Source organism: Roseibium sp. JB4-4 (genome assembly GCF_055693425.1).
The window spans coordinates 3,843,516-3,866,498 of sequence record NZ_CM146333.1; the positions used below are offsets into that span (position 1 = coordinate 3,843,516).

The following is a 22,983-nucleotide window of genomic DNA, read 5'->3' on the forward strand; positions in this document are numbered from 1 at the left end:
ACTTTGTTTGCTTAGAGGAATAGCGCCGCGGTGAGTGCGGTTCCTCAAATAATATTTTAATTCCAATAGTTTAATGCGCTGAATGAGACTGCGTCAGCGGGGTTTGCCTGTTGCCATTTGATGCTCAACTGGTCCTGGTTTTCGCAGGTGAAGCAAACGGCAACAGAACTCCTTGCAACCTAACTTTCGTTCCCTTGGAGCTATTTGACCCGTCAGGCGGCTTTCAACCTTGCTCCGACCAAGACCATGCGAAGTGCGTCCTCACTGGCATTCCGGAGCAGCTTTCCGGCATCGGAGATTGCATCTTCCAGCGTACACGGACGTTTCAGTATCGAGGCAAATGCATCGATGCCGGTTTCAAAGGTTTCGCAAACCCCGCTGCCTATTGTGCCGGCCAAAGCGATCGTTGGAATGTTCCGTCTGCGCGCCCGCTGAGCGACCTCGCAAGGCACCTTGCCAAACGGGCTTTGGCCGTCCAGTGCGCCCTCCGCAGTGATGACAAGATCGGCGGATTCCAACAATCTGTCGAATTCCAGGTACTGCATAACGATGTTGAAACGTGGGTGCAGCTTCGCGCCAGCAAATGCGATCAGTCCTGCTCCCAGTCCGCCGGACGCGCCCGAACCGTTTATGTGTCCAATATCGAGATCGAGGTCACGATTGAGGAGCAGGGCGTAGATTTCAAGGGCTTCTTCCAGCGATTGGACCTGGCGAGGTGTTGCACCCTTTTGCGGTCCGAAAATGCGCGCGACGCCGCGTTCACCCAGTAAGACATTGTGCCAGTTCACTGCAGCATCGATCTGTGTTTCGCGCAGGCGCGGATCAAGTCCGGAGATATCGATTCTCGACAATTTTGCGAGCTCGGATCCTCCTTGTCCTATGCAGTTGTTGTTTGCGTCAAGCAGGCGGGCACCTAAAGCTTGAGCCATGCCAGCGCCACCATCGTTGATGCCGCTGTCGCCGCAACCGATCAGAATACGCTCCGCGCCCGCATCAAGGGCAGCCAGGATTAATTCGCCCACACCATAACTTGTTGTTTGGGTTGGATCCCGCTGATCACGGGGAACCAGACTCAACCCCGCAGCGGCAGCCATTTCGATAACTGCCGTTCGACCATCCTTGCCCCCAAGCATGCCGAAGAAGCTCGAAACGGTTTGTCCTACCGGTCCCGTGACCATGATTTCATGAAGTGCGCCGCCGGTAGCGTTGACAAGGGCTTTTGTAAAGCCCTCGCCCCCGTCAACCATTGGAGCTTTCAAGATGGTGCAATCAGGTAGTGCGCGTCTGCAACCTTCCGAAATGGCAGCGACAACGTCGTCCACGTCCAGAGACTCCTTAAAACCCGACGGTGCGACAAGAATATTGAGAGTCATTTTGTTCTCCTATGCTTGGGGGTGATAGGAGTAAGACGATTCATGTCAGTAATTATTCCCAAAATTTTCAATTAAATTTTCTCAAATACGATAAATTCATCTGACGTCTTATTTGATGTCAGATGAATTCATGTTCAATTGCTGTCACTTGTTAAGTCATGGTTTCTTGCGCGGTGTTGGCACTAATTCACTATTTGAAGTTGGTTTTCCGCTGCAGGACATCCTGGCGCGCGTGACAGACGCCGCCTCTAGATTGACCTCCGCAAATTTGAGGGAGTGGGAGCGAAGCCTGACCATGTCCTGCGACTTGTAGATGTCCCTGACAGCCGATTTCTCAATCGGCACACCGTCCTTGCGCAGCCTGTCCCAGACGTGCCACCAACCTGCAGCCCACATGCGGTGTTCGTAAATGGTTGCCAGCATCAACGTTTCCAGTTCGGTTCTGGTGCAAAGTGCGCCCTTCATCGGTTCTTGATGTTCTGTTTGATGCGAGGTCAGGCGATTTGGATCCGGATTGGACAGTCTGAGAGCGCTTGCTGTTGGGCCGACGTCAGCACTGTTCGCGGGTTGAGGGGGCACCTGAAGCGGCCAGATGAAGATGGCAAAGGCTGCTATCAGACCAACTTTCAGAGGCAGCAAGGGCATTGCAAGCCTGAACAGGTCCTTCTGGCCAAACAGATCATCGCCCGCGGACTTGAAAATTGCTATGGGTTTCGCGCTCGCAACCATGGTCTGGCAGAAGCCGGTTCCCAGGACAGTGGCCATAACAAGGGTCATCGTGTCATGACCGAATTCAGCGAGCGGCAGGGCGAGAGAGGGGATGAGTACGGCCGCACGAGCGCTTCTGGAATTAATGACCAGATGTGCTGCAGTCGCGATGATGATCGTCACCAGGATCACAAATTCACGGTGCTGCAACAAATCCAGAGGCAAGACAAACAGGAGCTTGTCTGCAAGCCACTTGGCTTTGCCGCTTGAGACCACAGCCTGTGCGATCACCCAGGTCGATGCCAGGAAAACCAGTAACTCGGTCTCTACGTTTTTGAACAGTGCCTTCGGTTTTTCGTCGGTGAAAAGAGGTGTGACCACAACCGCGGCTCCCACACAGCCGATGATCGCAATCCCGATGCCGTGCATGCCGGATGTTACCCACGCTGCGATCAGCAAGCCCAATAGACACATCAGTCTCTTGTGTTTGGCGGTGTAGTTCGCCTCAGGCACGTGTCCTTTGGTGTTAAGAGGCCTGCGGCGGTCCTTGGCAGGCACGAATAACAGCAAAATCAGAACCGTCGCGCCGTGTGCCGCCAGAAGAGCTACCGGAAGGGCAAGCAGAATCCAATCGACAAAGGAGACTGTATGCCCTGTCGAGGTTTGGATGGTTTCAACCGCGATGAAATGGGCCCCGGCACCAATGAGCGATCCTCCCGCTGATAAAAGAACTGCACTCGGGAATAAGAGTGCAAGCGCGCGGCGCAAGCTGGGTGTGGGCATTACAGGCGCAAGACTAACAAAGACCGGCAGAAGCAAGGCCGCGCGTCCAGATGTTGAAGGGATCAAAAAGACCGTGGCGGATACGACGAGTGTCAGTGCGTGGAAGAAGCCGTTGACCGTCGAAAATGGCTTGACCACGCTCTGGGCGAAACGTTCGGTCAAGCCGGAGGATTTGATCGCCGCTGCAATGACAAATGCCGAGATGAGCAGCCAGACAAGTTCGGTTCCAAGAGCGGCATAAAAACGCTCTTCGGGTAAAGCGCCCGTCAGAACCAGGCCAAGAGCCGCCGTGATCGCCACCACTGAGTCGGGTATGGGCGTCAGTGTCCAGCCGACAATTGCAAGACCGGTCAGAAGAAAGGTGATCGCGGCTGCGCGGGACAGCTCGTGCGGGGCCAAAAAGACGAATGCGGAAAGTCCGATCGTGATCAGCGTCGCCGCTACAACGTCGAGACCAGGTAGCGAAGCCTTTGCGTGAGAGCGTTCAGGCTTGGCGAGTTGCGGTATTGTGGCGGGTGTCGCGGCAAGGCGTTCCATCTTCATCTTCCAGTGTCGTGCGTTTGGAAGATTACGAAGCTGGCTCAGGAATTATTCCCTGCCGGCGCGACGGATTTCAAGGGGCCGCTCGGAGCGGTGCTCAGCACCGCCCGTTCAGACTGGTGACCTGAAATTGCAAGTGGAGCGTTGCCAAGGGCGCTCCATTGCCGCGCCTAAGCATTCCCGCGCGTTTCCAATAGTCTTCTCGCGATCACTTGAGCCTGGATTTCCGCAGCACCTTCAAAAATGTTCAGGATACGGGCATCGCACAAAACACGAGAAATCGCATATTCGAGCGCAAAGCCATTGCCGCCATGGATTTGCAATGCATTGTCTGCTGCCGCCCAGGCAACATGGGCTCCCAACAATTTGGCCATTCCAGCTTCCAGGTCGCAGCGTTTACCGGAGTCCTTCTGCCAGGATGAAAAATAGGTCAGCTGCCGTGCGATCATCAGTTCGACGGTCATCAGGGCCAACTTGTCGGAAACCCGAGGAAAGTTGACTAGCGCCTTGCCGAACTGAATGCGCTCCTCGGCATATTTCAAGCCGAGATCAAGGGCCGACTGTGCGACTCCGAGCGCACGCGCGGCGGTCTGAATGCGCGCGCCCTCAAAGGTTTGCATAAGCTGCTTGAAGCCTTCGCCTTCCACCTGCCCCAGAAGGTTCTCAGCCTTTACTTCAAACCCGTCAAAGGCAATCTCGTATTCTTTCATGCCGCGATAACCGAGCACTTCGATCTCGCCGCCGCTCATGCCTTCAGCTGGAAAGGGGTCTTCGTCTGTTCCTCGGGGTTTTTCCGCAATGAACATGGACAAACCCTTGTAGCCGGGTTCATCCGGGTTGGTTCGCGCCAGCAGGGTCATTATGTCGGCGCGCACAGGGTGCGTGATCCAGGTCTTGTTGCCTGATACTTTCCAGACCTCTCCGTCCAGGACAGCCCGAGTTTTCAAGGACGCGAGGTCAGAGCCCGTATTGGGCTCGGTAAAGACCGCCGTCGGCAAGATTTCCCCGGATGCAATCTTGGGCAGCCAGTGCTGTTTCTGCTCCTCGGTTCCCCCGCACAGGATCAGCTCTGCCGCGATTTCAGAACGTGTCCCCAGAGAACCGACGCCGATATAGGCGCGCGAAAGTTCCTCTGAAACAACGCACATCGCCTCCTTGCCCAGCCCAAGGCCACCGAATTCCTCCGGGATGGTCAGTCCGAATACACCGAGTTCAGACATCTGATTGATGACGCCCAACGGAATGTAATCATTCTTCAGGTGCCATTCGTGGGCATTCGGAACAACGGTTCCTTCCGCGAAGCGCCGCATTTCGTTGCGGATCTGCTCCATTGTTTCGTCAAGGCCGGAATCACCAAAGGTCGAGCGACCTGCCTGGTCCCGAATCAGTTGTGTAATCTCGGCACGGATTGCTGGCGAATTTCCGCTTTCGATCAAGGTTTCAATTTCTGCAGTTCGGAATTCCGCGGTTTCCTTTGCTGAAATGCCGAGATCGGCCAACCGGACAATTTCGCCCTGGTTCATGGCGATGCCGCCGAAGATCTGGGCGAGATATTCTGCGAACCCAAGTTGAACGATCTTGTCTTCAAGTTGGCCGTATCGGCCTTCTCCGGAAAGGCGCTGGGCATAGGCATCCAGTTGGCGCAAGGCTTCCACGTATGTTGCCAACCAGGCCAGTCCATGCGTTGCCCGTTGCTCTGCTTCCATACGGCGCGAGGAAATCCGACCGTCTTCCAACACCAGATCCCGCACACGATGTGCTGCCAGATCCAACAGGCGGTCCAAAGACGCGACAGCCGCTTCCGTCAATTGGCTTTGGCTTTCCGGCAATTCTGTCGCGGTCATGGCGGCAGGTGACATTGGCGATCTCCGTTTTCATTTGTTGCGCAGCAGCGCATTTTGTTGAAGCTATGTTGCGTTGCACACACTCATTTGTCGAGCTGGAATTTCTTCATCTTTTGGAGGGGGCGGTTTTCGCGGTGGCCACTTGACGAAATGCGGCGTCAAAGGCCACATCAGAAAGCATGAGAGCACAGCAAACGATTCTGGTGACCTATGCTGTCCTGAAGGATGCGGTCGGCCACTTTACCAGCGATGACGGGTTCGCAATGGCCAGTCATGTCGCTCTGTCGGGTTTGCTGGCAGTGTTTCCGCTGCTGATCTTCATTGCATCTCTGGCCGGTTTCTTCGGATTTGCCGGTGCGGCCGATACCGCTTCTGATCTTGTGTTCGACGCCTGGCCCGAGAGCGTTGCAGCTCCTGTTGTGCGTGAAATTCACAATGTGCTGACAGTTCCGCGCGGAGATCTTTTGACTTTTGGCGCCGTGGCAGCGCTATGGTTTTCGTCCAATGGCGTGGAAGCGCTCCGGACGGCCTTGAACAGGGCCTACCGTCAGCAGGAAAAGCGAAATTTTGTGCTGTTACGCCTGCAGAGCCTTGGCCTTGTGCTGCTGGGGGCCGCCATTCTGATAGCCTACACTTTCCTCGTGGTACTGGCGCCTCTGGCGCTTGAAACTCTAAAGATCTACGTGCCGCAGGTGGAGAGCTTTCTCCTGTCCATCAATGTAGCCCGTTTCACGCTTGCCGGTTCGCTGCTGATCATCGGCCTTTTTATTACCCATTGGCTGCTGCCGAGCGGCAAACGCAGTTTTATGGATCTTTGGCCCGGCATCCTGGCAACATTGGTGCTCTGGATCATTTCGGGCAGTGTTTTCGGTGCCTATCTGGCAAAATTCGCCAACTACGTTTCGACCTATGGCGGTCTTGCGGGGATCATGACCGCCCTGATTTTCCTTTATATCTGTGCCCTGGTTTTCATTCTCGGAGGAGAACTGAATGCCGCAATCTCCCGACAAAGGCGGTTTTGGCAGAGGAAAAAGCAGCAACAGGACATGCTTGTTGCCGCGAAGTAGGTTTGCCGGCGTTTGTCACGGTTTACGTGGCACGGTCCGAATGGTCAGAACCGCGCCTATGACCAGTGCCATGCCGGCAATCTGGACAAGGGACAGCGTCTCGTTGAAGAGGAAGTAACTCTCGACCGCAGTTGCCACGGGAACCAGGTAGAAAAGGCTCGCGACCTGCGAGACCGCACCCTCCCGGATCAAAAGCATCAAAAGAAGTATGGCGCCGACAGACAGAACCAGCACAAGCCAGACCATCGCAAAGATGAGATCGCCGGACCAGGTTATCTGCCAACTTTCAAAGGCGGAAAGTGGGACGGTAATCAACAAGGCTCCGACATATTGCCAGATGGTAGCTGCGAGCAGGTCCGTCTTCTGAACAAATCGCTTCTGGTAGACCGTGCCGAGACTGATGCCGGCGACAGCTGCAAAGACCACGGCAATCGTCACCGGCGTTATGCCAGACCCTCCAGGATCGAACTTAGGCCCAAGGACCAATGCGAGGCCCGCTGCTCCGATCGCCATGGAGAGCCAGTGTTTTCTTGAAATTGATTCGTTCAGCAAAACCACGGCCATGAGAGCCGTAAGGACCGGTTGCAGGCCAACAATGATCGATGAGAGGCCGGCCGGCATGCCCTGTTTGATGGCCCAAAAAACGCCGCCAAGATAAATCCCATGCACCAACATACCGGTGATGATGCAATGGCCGATCACCGTTGGAGCCGAAGGCCAGGATTTTACCAATGGCAAGGCGAGTACGAACAGGACCGGTATAACTGCCAGAAAACGCAGCGTCAAAAATGCCATGGGTTCAATGTACGGCGCGCCAAGTTTTGAGCCGACAAAGCCCGTGGACCACAACAAAACGAAAATAGCCGGCGCGGCTTTGGCGAGAAACTTCAATTCGGCCTCAATGGGAAGGCCCTGCGCGGCTGATCGAAACGAAGCGGAGGGCAGTCATGGTAACCATCACGTTAATAGTAAATCAGCTTTTATGGCCAACCATTTGCTCATCGCGTGACATTCAAAGGAAATATACCGGTGACCCTCGGTTCGCAATCACCAATTCAGATCTTGTCCCGTCTGTCGGTCAAGGTTCGCATCATGGCGTTGAGCCTTTTCACAATTGTCGGTTTGTTGGCGATCGGGGCCGTTTTTTTCTGGAACCAAAGCGAACTCGATACGGCCTTCTCGCGGATGAGCGACAGCTCACTGCTCGCAGAGGAAGTCGCGGAGCTATCTGAATCCGGGACAGCGTTGCGTGTCATCGAAGAGCGTTACATCGGTCTTCCGTCTGCCGAAAAGTTTCAGGCTTTCAACGACGAATTGGGTAGAGCCAAGCAGATCATTGCCAAAGTTTCGACAAATCCGACGGCCGCCCCTTATGCGGCCCAGGTTGCGGACGTAAAGGACACGCTTGAAGGCACGATGGGCGCGTTCGAAATGCTGGACGCAGTCCAGCAAAAGATCGGTTACGACAGCACGCAGGGTTATCTTGCCGTCTTGAATGAAGCCACTGGAGCCGTCAAAGACCGCCTCGCGGAAGAAATGAAGTTTGGTGGTGGGCCTGACTTTGAGAAGCTTGCGCGTGCCATTCTCGCAGTTCAGCTGGCTGAGAACGCATTTACGCTCGACAACACTCCGGAGGCTGTTGAAGCGTTCGGCGTTCAGTTCGCAGCGTTCGAGAAATTGCTCAAAAAGGTCTACATCTCCGACGCGATCAAAAAAGAACTCTCCGACAACATGGTAAAATACAAGGCCACGTTCGACGAATACACGGCTGCAAAAACCGACATGGCCGGGCATCTAGATCTGCTTCAGAACCTTTTTGAACTCGTGCCACCGCACATCGCCTCGTTGAACAAGGCTGCCATGGACATTCAGCGTGAAGCAGCTGCGCAGCTGACAACCGCCCGCTCAATTGCGACATTCGGAATTGGCGGTACGATCCTGGCACTTCTTATCCTGTTGCCGGCCATCGCGCTGGTGATCGGTCAGTCCATTTCGCAACCATTGGTGCGCCTTCAAACGGCGATGGAAGCCCTTGCCGGTGGTCAGACAGAGCTTGACCTTCCCGAACTGGCAGGCAAGACAGAGCTTGCATCCATGAGCCGCACAGTAACGGTGTTCCGGGACAACGCCGTTGAGAGGGCGCAACTTGCCTCCGCGCAAGCTGTAGACAACCAACGCCGTGAAGAGCGCGTCACGCATCTTGACGCTCTCATTGGCGGTTTTGAAGGCACTGTCTCTGACGCACTCAACAGCCTGGACAGGGCAAATGGAGAGCTGAAACAAACATCGCTGTCGATGGAGCAATCGGCAGACGATGTTGCCGACCAGTCGAACGAAGCTGCAGTTGCTGTGCGCACCGCTGCTGAGAATGTAACGTCTGCGGCGCATTCGGCTGAGGAACTTGCGGCATCAATTGCGGAAATTGCCGGTCAAGCAAATAAATCCACGGAGGTGGCACAACTGGCCGTGGACAGTGCCTCATCAACGGTTGCGACAATGCGGGAACTTTCCGGTGCGGCGGATCACATCGGCGAGGTCATGGGGTTGATCCGTGACATTGCAAACCAGACCAACCTTTTGGCGCTCAATGCCACCATCGAGGCGGCCAGGGCCGGGGAAGCCGGCAAGGGGTTTGCGGTTGTGGCTGCCGAGGTAAAACAGCTTGCCGATCAGACCAGCAAGGCAACCGAAGACATTGCGGTCCAGATTGAGGCGATCCAGGGCTCGTCCGGACAGGCGGCGCGGGCGATTGAGGACGTGAACAAGATCATAACCGACATGGAAGGCCTGGCTTCCGCCGTTGCCGCAGCCGTTGGGCAGCAGGATGAAGCCGTCCAGATTATTTCCCAGAATGTGTCCAGCGCTTCAGATCGATCCGACGAAGGTGCCAACCGCATGGAAGCGGTCGGCTCCGCAGCCGAACTTGCCCGCTCAAATGGTGCGGAAGTGGAGCAGCTTGCAGAGACGCTGGGGCGTCAGGGTGACCTGATCCGTCAGGAAGTTGCCGAATTTCTGCAAAGTGTCCGCAGCGCCTGACGCTGATCTTGCTCACAAATATCTTTTGAACGTCGCGACCGTTCCGTCGCGGCGTTTCGCCCGTCTGGCGGGCAAGCGTTCTTCATGCTAGGGCAAGGCAAGGTCAAACGACCAAGCTTGAGGAGCGTGGAGCGGAATGCAGGATCAAATCGTCATCATTGGTGCCGGACAAGCCGGCGCCCAGGTCGCACAATCTCTGCGCCAGGGCGGGTTTGAAGGACCCTTGCGCCTGATAGGCGACGAACCGCATCCGCCTTACCAGCGTCCGCCGCTTTCAAAGAAATTTCTGGCCGGAGAAATTGGCGCAGAAGGGCTGTGGCTCAGGCCTCCAGCATTTTTGAAACCAATAAGATCGATCACATTCCCAACACCAAAGTCGTCGCGATTGACCGCACCGGTAAGCGGCTGACCCTGGAGAATGGTGACACACTGCCATACGGAAAGCTGGTGCTTGCCACCGGCACCAACGCTCGCAAATTGACCCTGGACGGTGCGGACAAGAAGGGGGTCGTAACCCTTCGTTCCATTACGGATGTCGACGATATTCGCGATCGGATGAGCACCAGCAAACACATAGCCATTATCGGCGCGGGTTATATCGGTCTTGAAGTGGCTGCTGTCGCCAAGTCGCTCGGCAAGAGCGTCTCCGTCATCGAGGCGCAGGACCGACCGATGAAGCGTGTCGTCAGTCAAGCCGTTTCGGATTATTTCACAGCGCTGCATCGGGCTCGGGGCATTGATTTGAAGCTGAATACCGGCGTTGCAGCGCTGGAAGGGGACGATGCTGTGACCGGGCTCAAGCTGTCTACCGGTGAAGTCGTTCCTGCCGAGCTTGTGCTCGTGGCCGTTGGTGCCGAACCGAATGACGGGCTCGCCGGACAGGCCGGATTGGAGACTGACAACGGCATTCTGGTGGATGGCACAGGACAGACCAGCGACCCTGATATTTTCGCTGTGGGGGACTGCACACGTTTCTATTCCAACCGGTATCAACGCTCCGTGCGCATGGAAAGCGTTCAAAACGCAATCGACCAGGCCAAGGCGGCGGCGCAGGCATTGCTTGGGCACGAGGTCGATTATGACCCGTTGCCCTGGTTCTGGTCCGATCAATATGACATCAAGCTGCAGATTGCCGGACTGTCAGACGGCTATGACGATACGGTCCTTACCGGATCTCCGGAAAGCAACAAATTCTATGTTGCCTATCTCAAGGAGGGGCAGCTCATTGCTGTCGACAGCATCAACTCGCCGCGCTCGCACATGATGGCACGCCGCGTGATCGGCGACGTATGGCGTGACGACCTGCTACCTGACGCTTGAGATGCACGGAGATCAGCCAAGCGTCATGCTCCGGCGTTTTGAAGGATAAGCCGGGTCACGTCTTTGGGGATTTCCAGGTGCACCATATGACCGACACGCTCGAATATGTGGGTCGCTACGATGCCTGGCAGCTTGTGAGCCTGCCGGGTTGGAAGCACCCGGTCCTGGGTGCCCCAAAGAACCTTGATCGGCATTGTTAAGGCTGCCAGATCGTCTCTGGGTAGCGTTCTTTGCACACGGCCATCGATGATTTCGTCTGCGATTGCCTCGAGCGTCGCGACCGCTCCAGGTCGTGCGCGGCTTTCAGCCGCTGTTGAGGCGAGAAACTTCGGCAGTTTGAATTCCCAGCCGAAAAACTGCTCGAGGAGGACTTCCATTTCCGAAGCGTCTGTCGCGGTCGCATAGCGGCGCAGCAGCCGGTGATTGATTTCGGGGCCAAAGCCTCCCGGTGCCAGCAATGTCATGCTGGCAACCAGTTCGGGATTTCGCAGCGCCACCAGGGCGGCGACTGCACCGCCCATGGAGTGGCCGACCATATGAACCTCGGGAATGCCCAGTGCCTCAAGTGACTGTGTCACGGCCTTGGCAGCCACGCCCGCATTGCCGATCCGTGGCCAGTCGAGGGCTTCGCCATGTCCCGGCAGGTCGAAGGCGATCGAACGTTTCTTGGAACTGAGAGCCACTTGAATATTCTGCCAGCCCAGGCGGTCACCACCGAACCCGTGCAGGAGAACGATCGGGGCACCGTCGTCCGGAGAAGTTGCTTCCTGTTCGCGGAACGGTAAATGCGGCCGGGCAGCAGGACTTATGTCTGTCATGAAATCAATTTCTTTGTCTGTCCGGGAAACGCAACACGCGGCCGGGTCTGTTACATGGAGTGTGTCAGGTCAACGAGAAGAGTGGTTGATGTGCGGAAAAGCCATTGAGCTCAAAAGCGCCGACCGGCTGAGACCTGGATTCGGCGAAGCGCGCAATGTCTTGAGTCATCAAAACATCGACGCCAACCTGTTTTGTCAGGCTCTCCACGCGTGCGGCAGCGTGAACGGTCTGACCGATCACTGAAAATGTCAGCCGGTGCGGGACACCGATATTGCCAAACATGACAGATCCGACCGAAAGAGCGATCCCGGTTTTCATCGGCCGATCCTGAGAAGCGCTCAGATTGATCGACTGCAGACGTTTTCTGGTCTCGTCGGCAGCGTCAATTGCGCGGTTGACGCATTCTTCCAGATTTTGATCGCCTATCGGAAAGGCCCCGAGGACCGCATCGCCAATGAAGTCAAGAACCTCTCCGCCATGCTGGAGAACTGCGCCCGCGGTCGCCTCGAAATAAGTGTTCAGCCAGCCGAGATAAGCGTCAGGCCCGAGGGTTTCCGCAATGGCAGTGGATTCACGCATGTCGGAGTAATAGATAACCGCGTCGATCGTTTCACCGTCGCCGTGGCGGATTTGTCCGCTCAGGACCTTGTCACCGGCAATCTTGCCCAGATAGGTCTCGGCAATGGTTTGGCTGATCTGTCCTTCCAGGGTTGCCCGGGCTGCCAGCGCAAGCCGTCTCTGGATATATTGAATCGCCTTCAAGGCATCGTCGGAGAAGCCGCCGTCCTGCCGTGTCGCCCAACTGACAACGATGCCTGTTGTTGGAAATTCGCTCGGGATGGAGGGAATATTGAACTGGGTCGGCATCACCATGTAGTCGGTATAGCCCGCATCGGAAAGCGTCTTGAGCAACGGAAACTCGAGCGGAGCGTTCTGGTTCGTCAACCGGCGCCGGAGCATTGGCTCACCGCTCAGAAGAACAGCTCGGATCGGGCTTGTCAGCCAGTCATCCGTTTCCTCGGCGGAGTGCTGGATCCGCTCGTGTTGTACCGTGCCACCGTTTTCCCAGAATGCGAGCTCGGCCTCGATGAGCGGGTGCAGCGCTGACCACACCAGCATCGACCTGTCGATAGGAACATTGCACTGGCGCAATCGCTCGCACATTTCGGCAAACATGGAGGCCATGTCCGGAGACCCGAGTGCCTGGTCAATCAACCAGTCTTCGATGCCGTCTATTTCAGCCATACTTATCATGGCGTCAGGTTAGTGACCTTTTCTTCCGGTTTCCAGACGGGCACGCATACTCGCAACACTATTTTGGCAATGCCTCGGAAACAGCTCCAGGCGGGATGATTATCCAGTTGATACGTGCATCGGGCATTGGCCCGGATGTCTGGTACGCAAAGGATCTTTGGCCTTGTCTAACGGCGTTCGGGTAGTGGTGCAGGATCTCGTTCAAGGGCGTGTCACGCTCGCCGCGCCAGACGATCATCAGTCCTTTCTTCTGGATATCGTCAATATCGATCCATGGACTCAGGACCTGATCGTGCAAATAGAACATTGACGGCCGCCCCGGTGCGAACAAAGTGACATTTGCCGCGGACCACATGTCACCGGCGACATAGGCAAGATCGCGTCCGGTTTCTTCCTGCCATATCGAGGCAAGTTCAAGCGCAACATCTTTTGCCGGATAGTGCATCCTGGATTGTTTGGTCTTCCAGTGAGGTTCCAGAACTGCCTGGCCAAAGAGAATTGCCAGAAAGACAAACTGGATCAAACCAGCTGACCAAAGGGCTCTCTGCGGGTGTGGCCATGCTGCCGGTAGCACCAAATACCGCACGGCCAGCACACCGGAGAGCACAAACATCGGTGTACCCCACATGTGCTCAAATTCGTTTCCACTCACAGCTGATGTCAGTAGCACCACGAGAAGCGGGACAAAGGCAAACCAGAGCAGAAATCGATCGTTTCTCCTTTCGCGCTCGTCTGAAACCCTCTTCACCGTGGACCGAAAGTGCGTCAGGCCCTGCATTCCGAGACCGGCAAGAACAACCAGGAAAAGCCCGGCATGATTTCCGATCTGGGCTCCCAAAAAATTGAGCGGATTGAAAATGTGATCCCAGAAAAGCATCGCAGGATTGCTGCGGCTGGCAGCATATTGAAGCGTCAGAAAGTCCGTTTCCAGAAGCCAAAGACCATGTGGGACAAGCAGGACCAGGCAGGTGATGGCACACAGCCATGGTCCAGGGCTTAGCAGGTGGCGCCGGGCGTCTTTGAACACAAGCGAATAGAGGCCGACGGTCCCGACCAGCAGCAGCACGAAGTATTTTACGTAGAAACCGAAGGCTGCCAGAGCGCCCAGAAGCATCCAGTCAAGCAAATGCCCTTTTTGCAAAGCCCGATGAAACAGCAAGATCATTCCGGCCCAGACCGGGATCTGCAGAATATTCGGATTGAATTCAGGCATCGGGAGCGTGAAGTAGAAGGTAACGCTTGTCAGAACGACAGCCCAGAACGCCTGCCAATCGGTGAACCCGAGCCGTTTGCCGATGTGCCAGACGAAGACATATCCGAGCCCCGCGCAAAGTGCGCTAAGCCAGTAGCCCCCGGTATATCCTCCCGTCAACCGGTAGGTCGCTTCAAGAAACCAGGCTTGCATGGGCGGGTGTTTGGTGTACCCAAGCTGAAGTTCGCGGCCCCAGGCGAACCCTTCCACTACATCCAGCGGTGGTCCGGGAAAAAACAGGCTGGGTACAAGGGCGTAGAGCAGGCAAACAATGCCGCCATAAAGAAGGGCAGCGCGGGTGGCGGACATGTTGCGGAGGAACGTGGACAAGGTCAGGTTTCAGCGGTTCGATGGGAAAAGGCCCAAAGACGGGCCCCCAGGAAGGTTAAGGCAGGTACGATTGCGATGGACAACAACAACCCGATGAGATCGGGCCAGGGTGTCAGTCCAAGCCACAGTGCAAGTACGGTTGAATTGAGGGCAAAACCGCTCAGAGCAATGACAAGGAACCGGGTCATGCTTTTCATTGCCGTACCTTGTTGACGCAAATGCGCAAAACTCCAGAAATAATGCCCTCCGAAAGAGACAAAGAATGCGGTCAGAAAACCGCAGATATTGGCCGGAAAGGCTGAGAGTTGGCCGGTTTCGAGCAGTCCGCCGGCAACAGTTGCGTGGGTGAGTGTTGCAAGGACGCCGACAATTGCAAATTTTCCTGCGGCCGTGGTCTCGGTCTTCAAGGCTCGCCGTTTGCGATCAGGCGTCATTGGAGGTCTTGTCCTCTTGCGGGCCCGTTTGCGGCGTGCCGCCTTCAATGACGTCCTGAAGAACAAAAACCGGTCGCTGTTTGGCTTCGTTGAACAGCCGCGCGATATATTCTCCGATCATGCCGATTGAAAGCAATTGAACCCCTGAGAAGAACAGCAGAGCCACCATGAGCGAGGCGTAACCAGGCACGTCGATGCCGTGCAAAAACACGCGAAACGTCAGATAGAAAGCATAGGCAAAGGCCGCCAGAGAAATGACCATGCCACCGTAAAACCAGATACGCAGCGGTAAGGTGGTAAAGCCTGTCAATCCGTCAAGGGCGAAATTCCAGAGCTTCCAATAGTTGAATTTTCCAGTGCCTGCTTTCCGGGGTGGCCGTTCATAAGGCAGGGCCATGGACGGAAACCCGACCCAGGCAAAAAGGCCTTTCATAAAGCGGTTTCGCTCCGGCAATTGCAGTAACGCGTCGATAACCGCGCGATCGATCAGACGGAAATCACCGGCATTCGCGGGCATATCGATATTCGCTAGCCGGTTGAAAAGTTTATAGAACATTCCGGCGGTGGAGCGTTTCATCAGAGTGTCAGACGACCTGTTCACCCTCAGGCCGTAGACAACATCATAGCCGGCGCGCCAGCCATCGAGCATTTGAAGTATGAGCTCTGGCGGGTCTTGAAGATCTGCATCAATGATGATGGCGATGTCGCCTTTTGCAGCTTCCAGCCCTGCTGAAAGCGCTGCTTCCTTGCCGAAATTGCGGGAAAGTCCCAAAAGGCGCCCGGGCAGGCCTTTTTTCAGCTCTTGTGCGAGAAGGTCTGCCGTCTTGTCACGGCTGCCGTCGTCAATGAAGACATACTCATATTGCAGGCCGGTGCGCTCAAGTACGAGCCTCGTCGCCTCCAGGAAATGAAGTATGACCTCTTCCTCGTTGAAAACAGGTACGAGCACGCTGAGAACAGGTGCATCTGGACGAGTGTTTTCGCGTCGGGAAACGTAGACGGATGCTGCGGCAGTGTTTTCCATTGATGTTCTGGCCGTTTGAATTCGGCGCAACCTGCCGGAGTTTCACGAAAAAGGCCAGCCCAAGAGTGCGGGCTGGCCTTTTTCAGCACAATTTCAGTGCGGTTACACTAGGGCGCCGTGGCAGTGTTTGAATTTCTTGCCGGAGCCGCACGGACAGGCCTCGTTGCGGCCAACCTTACCCCATGTCGATGGATCTTCCGGATTGCGTTCGCCGCGCGGTGCCGCACTTGCTCCTGCAAGCGCCATTTCGTCTTCCCCGGTCAGAGGGTTGATGTGATGGGCATGCATTTCGGGCTCTTCCGGCATTTGCGGCGGCTGTTCCGTTACAAGTTCGACGCGCAACAGCTGTGCCGTGGTCATTTGACGGAGTTGTGCCAGCATCGATTCAAACAGCGTGAAGGCTTCGGTCTTGTATTCCTGAAGAGGATCGCGTTGCGCGTAACCGCGGAAGCCGACGACCGAGCGCAGATGGTCGAGGTTTGACAGATGTTCGCGCCAGAGGTTGTCGAGTGTCTGAAGCAGGATCGCTTTTTCGACCTGACGCATAACATCCGGCGAGTATTTGGCAACCTTCTGGGCCATAGCTTCGTCCGCGGACTTGCGCAGCCGGTCCCGTACCTCTTCGTCGGCAATACCTTCCTCGTCCGCCCAGTCCTTTACCGGAACATCGAGGTTGAGGTACTTGCCCACCTCTTCCTGAAGACCTTCCGTGTCCCACTGTTCCGGGTAGGCCTTTTCAGGAATGTGTCTTGCAACCAGATCATCGATCACGTCATGCCGCATGTCTGCGACAGCGTCCTGAATGGCTTCGCTGTCCATCAATTCGATGCGCTGTTCAAAAACAACCTTGCGCTGGTCGTTCATCACATCGTCGAATTTCAGAAGGTTCTTACGAATGTCGAAGTTACGGGCCTCGACTTTCTGTTGTGCCTTTTCCAATGCCTTGTTGATCCAAGGGTGGATGATTGCCTCGCCTTCTTCGAGGCCGAGCTTTTGCAGCATGGTGTCCATGCGCTCTGAACCGAAGATGCGCATCAGATCGTCTTGAAGCGACAAGAAAAACTTGGAATGCCCGGGGTCACCCTGACGACCGGAGCGGCCTCGCAGTTGGTTGTCGATCCGGCGGCTTTCATGCCGCTCGGTGCCAATCACATAAAGACCACCGGCTTCCAGTGCCTTGGTCTTGAGTCTTTCAACTTCGTCGCGGATCTGGGCTTCTTTCGCTTCGCGCTCCGCGCCTTCCTCCATGTCGCCCAGCTCCATGGCTATCTGCATGTCGGCATTGCCGCCCAGCTGAATGTCGGTACCGCGACCGGCCATGTTGGTCGCAATCGTAACCGCGCCGGGAAGACCTGCCTGTGCAACGATGAACGCTTCCTGTTCATGGTAACGGGCATTGAGAACCGCAAAGACCTTGGATTTGCCGTCGTCTTTCTTCTGCGCGGCTGCAAATGCCGCCGGGTCGCTCAGATCGATCTGCTTGTAGCCATGCTGTTTCTTCAAAAGCTCAGCGAGAAGCTCGGACTTTTCGATGGACGTGGTTCCCACCAGGATCGGTTGACCGCGTTCCTTGCAATCGTCAATCAGTTTGACAATCGCGATGAACTTCTCCTGGACGGTTCGATAGACTTCGTCGTCGTCGTCAATACGTTTGACGACCACATTGGTCGGGATCTCGACAACTTCCAGCTTGTAGATGTCAGCAAATTCGTCGGCTTCTGTCGACGCGGTGCCGGTCATGCCGGCGAGTTTGCCGTACATGCGGAAATAGTTCTGAAAGGTGATTGACGCGAGTGTCTGGTTTTCCGGTTGGATGCGCACTTTCTCGCGGGCCTCGAGGGCCTGGTGCAGGCCTTCGGAAAAACGGCGGCCCGGCATCATGCGTCCGGTGAACTCGTCAATGATTACCACTTCGTCGTTCCGGACGATGTAGTCCTTGTCGCGCTGGAACAACTTGTGAGCTTTTAGAGCCTGTTGCAAATGGTGGACGATTGAAACGTTTTCCACGTCATAGAGCGAATCGCCCTTCAAAAGCTCCGCTTCGCCGAGCAAACCCTCAAGCTTTTCGTTACCGGCTTCCGTAAAGGTGGCGGATCGCTGCTTCTCGTCGAGTTCGTAGTCCTCTTCCGTCAGATGCGGAATGAAGGCGTCAACCGTATTGTAGAACTCGGACCGGTCTTCCAGGGGACCGGAAATAATAAGCGGCGTCCGGGCCTCGTCGATGAGGATGGAATCGACTTCATCGACAATGGCATAGGCATGATCGCGCTGAACCATCGACTCACGGTCGTGTTTCATGTTGTCGCGCAGATAGTCGAATCCGAATTCGTTGTTCGTTCCGTAAGTGACATCTGCAGCGTAAGCGTCCCGGCGCTCTTCGTCGGAAAGGCCGTGTGTGATGCAGCCGACCGTCAGGCCGAGAAACCTGTAAACCTGACCCATCCACTCGCTGTCACGCTGTGCCAGGTAGTCGTTCACGGTCACAACGTGAACGCCTTTTCCGGTCAGAGCGTTTAGGTAAACGGGGGCCGTTGCAACCAGCGTCTTGCCCTCACCGGTGCGCATTTCTGCAATCTGGCCTGAATTGAGAACCATGCCGCCGATCAACTGGACGTCATAATGGCGTTGGCCGAGCGCCCTGCGGGCTGCCTCGCGCACAGTTGCAAAAGCAGGGACAAGGAGGTCTTCCACGCTTGTGCCGTTTTTCAACTGCTCGCGGAACTCGTCCGTTCGGGCGCGCAGCGCCTCGTCCGACAGGGCCTGCACTTCCGGTTCGAGCGCATTGATCTGCTCCACCGTTGAACGAAATGTCTTAATCTTCCGGTCGTTTGCCGAACCGAATATCTTACGTGCTAAAGCGCCAAGGCCAGCCATGTGGCGGTCCTTCCTCTGAAGGCGGCGCCAATTGGCAATCTGGCGCCTGCCCATGAAATCGTCTCAATTGCTGTCCACGTTGCCGCCGAGCGCAACGCGCTGGCCGGTGAACGCGGCCGAAAAGATGCCAATCCAGCCTGACTGCCGGAACGCTCGACAGATAAGAGGGGGCTCTAAGCTTGTCAACGTCGCTGGAATGCGCAAAGTAGCCCCGCCCTCGTTTAAACAGAGGGACAACGAATACCGTTCCTATACGTAAAGGACTTCATATGTTCCGAATTTCGATGCGCAGGCCTGTCCAGACGCTTGCCGTTTCCCTTATGGCTCTGTCGCTCGGATCCGTTTCGCTGTCTGCAGCCGAGCCAGGCGATGTGGTCGCAAAGGTTGGTGAAGCGGAAATCACGGAAGCGGATCTCGCTTTTGCTGCCAAAGACTTAGGCCAGGAACTGCAGCGTTTTCCACCTGCGCAATGGCGGCAGCTGTTGCTTGATGCGGTCGTCGACATGGAGCTGCTGGCGCAGGCTGCGCGGCAGGACGGTCTCGATCAGGATCCGGATTTCCAGAAGCAAATGGAATTCCTTGAGCTGCAGGCACTGCGCAATGCGTATTTGTCGCAGAAAATTGGTGAGGCGATTTCTGACGAAGATCTGCAGGCTGCATACGATGCGGAATTCGCCGATTTCGAAGGCGCAGAAGAGGTCAATGCTCGTCACATTCTGGTGAAGGAGAAGGCTGAAGCTGAGGAATTGATCAAAGAGCTGGACGGTGGAGCCGATTTCGCTGAGTTGGCCCGTGAAAAATCGACCGGTCCGTCTGGTCCGAATGGCGGTGATCTCGGTTTCTTCGGTCGAGGTCAGATGGTGCCTCCTTTTGACGAAGCTGTTTTTGCGCTTGATACGGGCTCCTACACAAAGGAGCCCGTGGAAACACAGTTCGGCTGGCACGTCATCAAGCTTGAAGGAAAGCGCAAGCAGGAAAAACCTGCTTTTGAAGAGGTCGCCAATGGATTGCGGCAACAGCTCTTCCGCGATCGATACGAAGCAAAAATGTCAGAACTCAAGGGTGCGACCACCGTTGAAGTCCTGGACGAAAAACTTGCCAAACCCGGTGAAGAAAAGCCGGCTACGGAATAAGTCACGGAGCCGGATTGGCACGCAGATCACCCGGTGGCCTTGGGCCGCCGGGTTTTTTGTTGCGAATGACGCCGATTGTCGACGCTTGAAAGGGCTTGCACTTCGGTCACGCTTGCGGCTAGAGCACAAGCACTTAATCTGACCTGGACCGAATTCATGTCGACGACCGTTTCCCCGCTAGCCCCAACGTCCTACCCGGATATGCCTGAACTCAAAGGTGTCCAGTTTGCGACCGCTGAAGCCGGTATCAAATATGAGGGCAGAACAGATGTGCTGCTGGCGACGGTCTCCGAAGGAACCACAATTGCCGGTGTCTTCACCCGCTCGAAGTGCCCGTCGGCTCCGGTTGATTGGTGCAGGTCACGCCTTTCCGGCGGAACGGCAAGCGCATTGCTGGTGAATTCAGGAAACGCCAATGCCTTTACCGGAAGGAAAGGCATGGCAGCCGTCAAACTGTCTGCTGAAATTGTCTCAAGTGCGCTGGATGTTGCCGAAGAAGAAGTCTTTCTGGCATCGACCGGCGTTATAGGAGAACCGTTGCCGGCCGAGAAGTTTTCAGCCGTTTTAGAGAGCCTTAAGAACCGTCAGGGCGAAGCGACATGGCTGGACGCTGCGAGCGCCATAATGACCACGGACACTTATCCGAAGGTCGCAACTGCCAGTGTTGACTTGGACGGCAAGACAATCGTTTTCAACGGAATAGCAAAAGGTGCAGGCATGATTGCGCCCGACATGGCGACGATGCTGTCCTTCATCTTTACCGATGCCGCAATTTCTCCGGACGTGTTGCAGTCATTGCTTGGCGATGAAACGCAGGGCAGTTTCAACGCCATCACAGTCGACAGCGACACATCGACTTCTGACACCGTTCTCTTGTTCGCAACCGGTGCGGCTGCCGAAGCCGGCGTTGACCCAGTGACATCACTGGAAGATCCAAGGGTCAGCATTCTTCGGAAAGCACTTGGTGACGTAATGCTCGATCTGTCACATCAGATCGTGAAGGACGGGGAAGGGGCTCGAAAATTCGTCGAAGTTCGCGTCGAGGGCGCGAAAAACGACGTGTCCGCCAAAAAAATCGCCTTGGCGATTGCCAATTCGCCACTTGTAAAGACCGCCATTGCGGGGGAAGACGCCAATTGGGGGCGTGTCGTCATGGCGGTTGGCAAAGCAGGTGAACCTGCCGATCGTGACCGTCTGGCAATTTGGTTCGGCGACATTCGGGTTGCCGTCGAGGGTGAACGAGATCCGAACTACAGCGAAGAAGCCGCGTCGGAAGTGATGAAGCGCGAAGAAATTCTTCTGCGGGTGGATCTTGGCCTTGGTGAAGGTGCTGCATCCGTCTGGACCTGCGACCTCACCAAGGAATACGTTGCTATCAACGGTGACTATCGCAGTTGATGTTCCTCTGGCGATATCCAGGACCCGGTAACACTTATACTTAACTGCGCCTTTGTCGGGCGTTTCGAATTCGGACACTTCGTCAATGACCAAAATCGTGCTCGTTGCTGCCTGCGCATTAGTGGATGCCGATGGGCGGATCCTCCTGGCGCAGCGACCGGAAGGAAAATCCATGGCAGGGCTGTGGGAATTCCCCGGGGGAAAGGTCGAGCCCGGTGAGCGTCCTGAGGAAACACTGATCCGGGAACTCCACGAAGAACTCGGGATTGAGGTTAACGAAGCGTGTCTCGCTCCCCTGACTTTTGCGAGCCACACTTACGAAGATTTTCATCTACTTATGCCACTTTTCATTTGCCGAAGATGGGAAGGTGTCCCGCAAGGTCAGGAACGCCAGGCACTCAAATGGGTGCGGGCGATGAGGCTGCGGGATTATCCGATGCCGGCTGCCGACGAACCTCTCATCCCGCATCTGATGGACGCCGTATAGTGGCAGCATAACAAGTATCGAGGTCTGAAATGAAAAGCCGGGATTTATCTGTTTCAGACCGCCAAAAACCATTTCGCAAGCTTCTTGCAAGGTTCGGCCGAGATCAATCGGGTGCAACAATGATCGAATACGGCCTCATCGTGGGCACGATCAGCATTGCCATATTACTCTCGATGACCGTAATCGGCACATCTCTGCGAGACGGTGTTTTCACGCCATTGTCGACCGCTATCAAGTCTGCGGACAACAACATCAAATAACTAATTCTGTTGTTTCAAAAGGTCTCGTAACGGCTACTTGAGCTTTTGTTCACTGGTGCCTAGTGCATCTGCAAGTCTTGTCTTGGCAGCGCCGGGTCGCAAGGGCTTTTGTTGGCTTTCGTGGGGTGCCCAGCCGGACAGCGTGACGAAAGCAAATGTCGCCCGGATCCGCCCATCCTCGTCGGCATGATTTTGTGCGTAGAGCTCTGCAGCACGAAACAGCACCTTCCGCGACAAAGGCAATCGGCTGCGATCTCTCAGAACAGATGTTGCCCCCATTGCGCGCAGATCCGCCATCAGTCCAAACATGGAATCATACCTGACGATCAGTGTGTCGAGATCTGTCACGGGCAAAGCGAAGCCTGCCCGTTGAAGCAAGCTTCCAAGATCCCGGGTATCTGCAAAAGGAAGCACTCTGGCGGCTGCACCGCCTTTAAGTTCAAGTTCTGCCCGCGTCAGGCTGTCTCGTAGTTCCGAAAGGGTGCCTGCACCGGGAAGGGTCGCGAGAAACAGGCCGTCCGGCCTGAGGCTTCTCCGAATCTGGATCAGTGCGCCTGGAAGATCGTTGACGAATTGCAGGCTCAAGGCAGAGACCAGAAGATCGATTGACTGATCGCGCAGCGGCAACAGGCCATCATCGCATATAAGGTCAGGTGGCAGCAGATGGTGATCAGCAACAAACAAGTCCGCTCTGATCACCCTTTCGGCTTTGCCTGCATTCCGGATCGCCTGACTTACAAGACCGGTATGACCACCCAGATCGATCGCCGTTGAAAAGTTCCGGTTGACCAGATGCAGTCTGTCCTCAAGATCATCGGCGACCACCTTCAGAAGAAAATCCGAGCCCGGCTTCGCTGTTTTAAGCGCGCGCGCGCGGCGGCTTCCAAGGAGTGAACGGTCGAAAAGATCAGGCTGGTCGGTCACTTGCAACTCTGTCGTCGGCTGTTGTTGAACGGGTCACATATTGTATCAAGGCACCTGGGTCAAAGGGGCGTCTTTCAGCTTCGAACCCTGAGTTGCCTGGTTGAATATTTCTGATCAATGCTT

Annotated in this window: 20 protein-coding genes; 9 read left to right on the forward strand and 11 right to left on the reverse strand. The window is 55.7% G+C overall.

Translation table 11 applies throughout. From position 1 onward, the window contains the following. Window positions 1–212 precede the first annotated feature (212 nt). The 3 genes from ACZ1HV_RS18160 to ACZ1HV_RS18170 all read right to left on the reverse strand — a co-directional run bounded on the left by ACZ1HV_RS18160 (window position 213) and on the right by ACZ1HV_RS18170 (window position 5,263). The gene (locus ACZ1HV_RS18160) at window positions 213–1,373 is read right to left on the reverse strand and encodes a glycerate kinase family protein (RefSeq protein ID WP_472715922.1); all 1,161 of its coding nucleotides are present in this window, start codon (window positions 1,371–1,373) and stop codon (window positions 213–215) included. Window positions 1,374–1,529: 156 nt separating this feature from the next. Further along, the gene (locus tag ACZ1HV_RS18165; protein WP_472715923.1) at window positions 1,530–3,401 is read right to left on the reverse strand and encodes an SLC13 family permease; all 1,872 of its coding nucleotides are present in this window, start codon (window positions 3,399–3,401) and stop codon (window positions 1,530–1,532) included. A gap of 173 nt (window positions 3,402–3,574) precedes the next feature. Then, the gene (locus ACZ1HV_RS18170; RefSeq protein WP_472715924.1) at window positions 3,575–5,263 is read right to left on the reverse strand and encodes an acyl-CoA dehydrogenase family protein; all 1,689 of its coding nucleotides are present in this window, start codon (window positions 5,261–5,263) and stop codon (window positions 3,575–3,577) included. A gap of 164 nt (window positions 5,264–5,427) precedes the next feature. Between ACZ1HV_RS18170 and ACZ1HV_RS18175 the strand changes: the two genes are divergently transcribed. Then, on the forward strand, window positions 5,428–6,315 hold the full coding sequence (locus tag ACZ1HV_RS18175) for a YihY/virulence factor BrkB family protein (RefSeq protein ID WP_152499701.1): 888 nt from the start codon (window positions 5,428–5,430) through the stop codon (window positions 6,313–6,315). A gap of 15 nt (window positions 6,316–6,330) precedes the next feature. On the opposite strand, the gene ACZ1HV_RS18180 is transcribed toward ACZ1HV_RS18175, so the two are convergent. Further along, window positions 6,331–7,206, reverse strand: a complete 876-nt coding sequence (locus ACZ1HV_RS18180; RefSeq protein WP_298817126.1) for a DMT family transporter — start codon at window positions 7,204–7,206, stop codon at window positions 6,331–6,333. A gap of 138 nt (window positions 7,207–7,344) precedes the next feature. On the opposite strand from ACZ1HV_RS18180, the gene ACZ1HV_RS18185 reads away from it, so the two are divergent. From ACZ1HV_RS18185 to ACZ1HV_RS18195, 3 genes are all read left to right on the forward strand, one after another. Next, window positions 7,345–9,351 (forward strand): methyl-accepting chemotaxis protein, encoded by a 2,007-nt coding sequence (locus tag ACZ1HV_RS18185; protein WP_472715925.1) that lies wholly within the window; start codon window positions 7,345–7,347, stop codon window positions 9,349–9,351. 136 nt (window positions 9,352–9,487) lie between these two features. Beyond that, on the forward strand, window positions 9,488–9,760 hold the full coding sequence (locus ACZ1HV_RS18190; protein ID WP_472715926.1) for an FAD-dependent oxidoreductase: 273 nt from the start codon (window positions 9,488–9,490) through the stop codon (window positions 9,758–9,760). Then, on the forward strand, window positions 9,667–10,671 hold the full coding sequence (locus ACZ1HV_RS18195; protein ID WP_472715927.1) for an NAD(P)/FAD-dependent oxidoreductase: 1,005 nt from the start codon (window positions 9,667–9,669) through the stop codon (window positions 10,669–10,671). The genes ACZ1HV_RS18190 and ACZ1HV_RS18195 overlap by 94 nt, the downstream gene beginning before the upstream one ends. 23 nt (window positions 10,672–10,694) lie before the next feature. Here the strand turns inward: ACZ1HV_RS18195 and ACZ1HV_RS18200 are convergent, their stop codons facing one another. The 6 genes from ACZ1HV_RS18200 to secA form a co-directional block, all read right to left on the reverse strand. Continuing rightward, window positions 10,695–11,489, reverse strand: a complete 795-nt coding sequence (locus tag ACZ1HV_RS18200; RefSeq protein ID WP_472715928.1) for an alpha/beta fold hydrolase — start codon at window positions 11,487–11,489, stop codon at window positions 10,695–10,697. Between the two features lie 64 nt (window positions 11,490–11,553). Next, window positions 11,554–12,735 carry an adenylate/guanylate cyclase domain-containing protein gene (locus ACZ1HV_RS18205; RefSeq protein WP_298817120.1) on the reverse strand — a complete coding sequence of 394 codons (1,182 nt, stop codon included), beginning with the start codon at window positions 12,733–12,735 and terminating at the stop codon, window positions 11,554–11,556. 67 nt (window positions 12,736–12,802) lie between these two features. Next, a complete protein-coding gene (locus tag ACZ1HV_RS18210) occupies window positions 12,803–14,326 on the reverse strand; it encodes a glycosyltransferase family 39 protein (protein ID WP_298817119.1) in 1,524 nt (507 codons plus the stop codon). 2 nt (window positions 14,327–14,328) lie between these two features. Continuing rightward, on the reverse strand, window positions 14,329–14,760 hold the full coding sequence (locus ACZ1HV_RS18215) for a GtrA family protein (RefSeq protein WP_298817117.1): 432 nt from the start codon (window positions 14,758–14,760) through the stop codon (window positions 14,329–14,331). Further along, the gene (locus tag ACZ1HV_RS18220; RefSeq protein WP_298817116.1) at window positions 14,750–15,784 is read right to left on the reverse strand and encodes a glycosyltransferase family 2 protein; all 1,035 of its coding nucleotides are present in this window, start codon (window positions 15,782–15,784) and stop codon (window positions 14,750–14,752) included. Before ACZ1HV_RS18220 ends, ACZ1HV_RS18215 begins: the two co-directional genes overlap by 11 nt. Before the next feature lie 102 nt (window positions 15,785–15,886). Next, complete coding sequence (gene secA, locus ACZ1HV_RS18225) at window positions 15,887–18,658, reverse strand: preprotein translocase subunit SecA (RefSeq protein ID WP_298817115.1); 2,772 nt, start codon at window positions 18,656–18,658, stop codon at window positions 15,887–15,889. Between secA and ACZ1HV_RS18230 the strand changes: the two genes are divergently transcribed. The 5 genes from ACZ1HV_RS18230 to ACZ1HV_RS18250 all read left to right on the forward strand — a co-directional run bounded on the left by ACZ1HV_RS18230 (window position 18,659) and on the right by ACZ1HV_RS18250 (window position 21,936). Continuing rightward, window positions 18,659–18,799, forward strand: coding sequence for a hypothetical protein (locus tag ACZ1HV_RS18230; RefSeq protein WP_173005890.1), 141 nt, complete (start codon window positions 18,659–18,661; stop codon window positions 18,797–18,799). Window positions 18,800–18,927: 128 nt separating this feature from the next. Then, window positions 18,928–19,791 carry a peptidylprolyl isomerase gene (locus ACZ1HV_RS18235; RefSeq protein WP_298817112.1) on the forward strand — a complete coding sequence of 288 codons (864 nt, stop codon included), beginning with the start codon at window positions 18,928–18,930 and terminating at the stop codon, window positions 19,789–19,791. 156 nt (window positions 19,792–19,947) lie between these two features. Beyond that, window positions 19,948–21,189 (forward strand): bifunctional glutamate N-acetyltransferase/amino-acid acetyltransferase ArgJ, encoded by a 1,242-nt coding sequence (gene argJ, locus ACZ1HV_RS18240; protein WP_472715929.1) that lies wholly within the window; start codon window positions 19,948–19,950, stop codon window positions 21,187–21,189. Between the two features lie 85 nt (window positions 21,190–21,274). Continuing rightward, window positions 21,275–21,676 carry an 8-oxo-dGTP diphosphatase MutT gene (gene mutT, locus ACZ1HV_RS18245; RefSeq protein ID WP_298985388.1) on the forward strand — a complete coding sequence of 134 codons (402 nt, stop codon included), beginning with the start codon at window positions 21,275–21,277 and terminating at the stop codon, window positions 21,674–21,676. Window positions 21,677–21,705: 29 nt separating this feature from the next. Further along, window positions 21,706–21,936, forward strand: a complete 231-nt coding sequence (locus ACZ1HV_RS18250) for a Flp family type IVb pilin (RefSeq protein WP_298963721.1) — start codon at window positions 21,706–21,708, stop codon at window positions 21,934–21,936. 33 nt (window positions 21,937–21,969) lie between these two features. Here the strand turns inward: ACZ1HV_RS18250 and ACZ1HV_RS18255 are convergent, their stop codons facing one another. Then, window positions 21,970–22,860 (reverse strand): class I SAM-dependent methyltransferase, encoded by an 891-nt coding sequence (locus tag ACZ1HV_RS18255; RefSeq protein WP_472715930.1) that lies wholly within the window; start codon window positions 22,858–22,860, stop codon window positions 21,970–21,972. Between the last annotated feature and the right edge of the window lie 123 nt (window positions 22,861–22,983).

Coding starts and splice junctions, on each gene's coding strand:
- ACZ1HV_RS18160 (WP_472715922.1), bottom strand. CDS start 1,373: ATGACTCTCAATATTCTTGTCGCACCGTCGGGTTTTAAGGAGTCTCTG.
- ACZ1HV_RS18165 (WP_472715923.1), bottom strand. CDS start 3,401: ATGGAACGCCTTGCCGCGACACCCGCCACAATACCGCAACTCGCCAAG.
- ACZ1HV_RS18170 (WP_472715924.1), bottom strand. CDS start 5,263: ATGTCACCTGCCGCCATGACCGCGACAGAATTGCCGGAAAGCCAAAGC.
- ACZ1HV_RS18175 (WP_152499701.1), top strand. CDS start 5,428: ATGAGAGCACAGCAAACGATTCTGGTGACCTATGCTGTCCTGAAGGAT.
- ACZ1HV_RS18190 (WP_472715926.1), top strand. CDS start 9,488: ATGCAGGATCAAATCGTCATCATTGGTGCCGGACAAGCCGGCGCCCAG.
- ACZ1HV_RS18200 (WP_472715928.1), bottom strand. CDS start 11,489: ATGACAGACATAAGTCCTGCTGCCCGGCCGCATTTACCGTTCCGCGAA.
- ACZ1HV_RS18205 (WP_298817120.1), bottom strand. CDS start 12,735: ATGGCTGAAATAGACGGCATCGAAGACTGGTTGATTGACCAGGCACTC.
- ACZ1HV_RS18215 (WP_298817117.1), bottom strand. CDS start 14,760: ATGACGCCTGATCGCAAACGGCGAGCCTTGAAGACCGAGACCACGGCC.
- ACZ1HV_RS18220 (WP_298817116.1), bottom strand. CDS start 15,784: ATGGAAAACACTGCCGCAGCATCCGTCTACGTTTCCCGACGCGAAAAC.
- secA (WP_298817115.1), bottom strand. CDS start 18,658: ATGGCTGGCCTTGGCGCTTTAGCACGTAAGATATTCGGTTCGGCAAAC.
- ACZ1HV_RS18235 (WP_298817112.1), top strand. CDS start 18,928: ATGTTCCGAATTTCGATGCGCAGGCCTGTCCAGACGCTTGCCGTTTCC.
- argJ (WP_472715929.1), top strand. CDS start 19,948: ATGTCGACGACCGTTTCCCCGCTAGCCCCAACGTCCTACCCGGATATG.
- mutT (WP_298985388.1), top strand. CDS start 21,275: ATGACCAAAATCGTGCTCGTTGCTGCCTGCGCATTAGTGGATGCCGAT.
- ACZ1HV_RS18250 (WP_298963721.1), top strand. CDS start 21,706: ATGAAAAGCCGGGATTTATCTGTTTCAGACCGCCAAAAACCATTTCGC.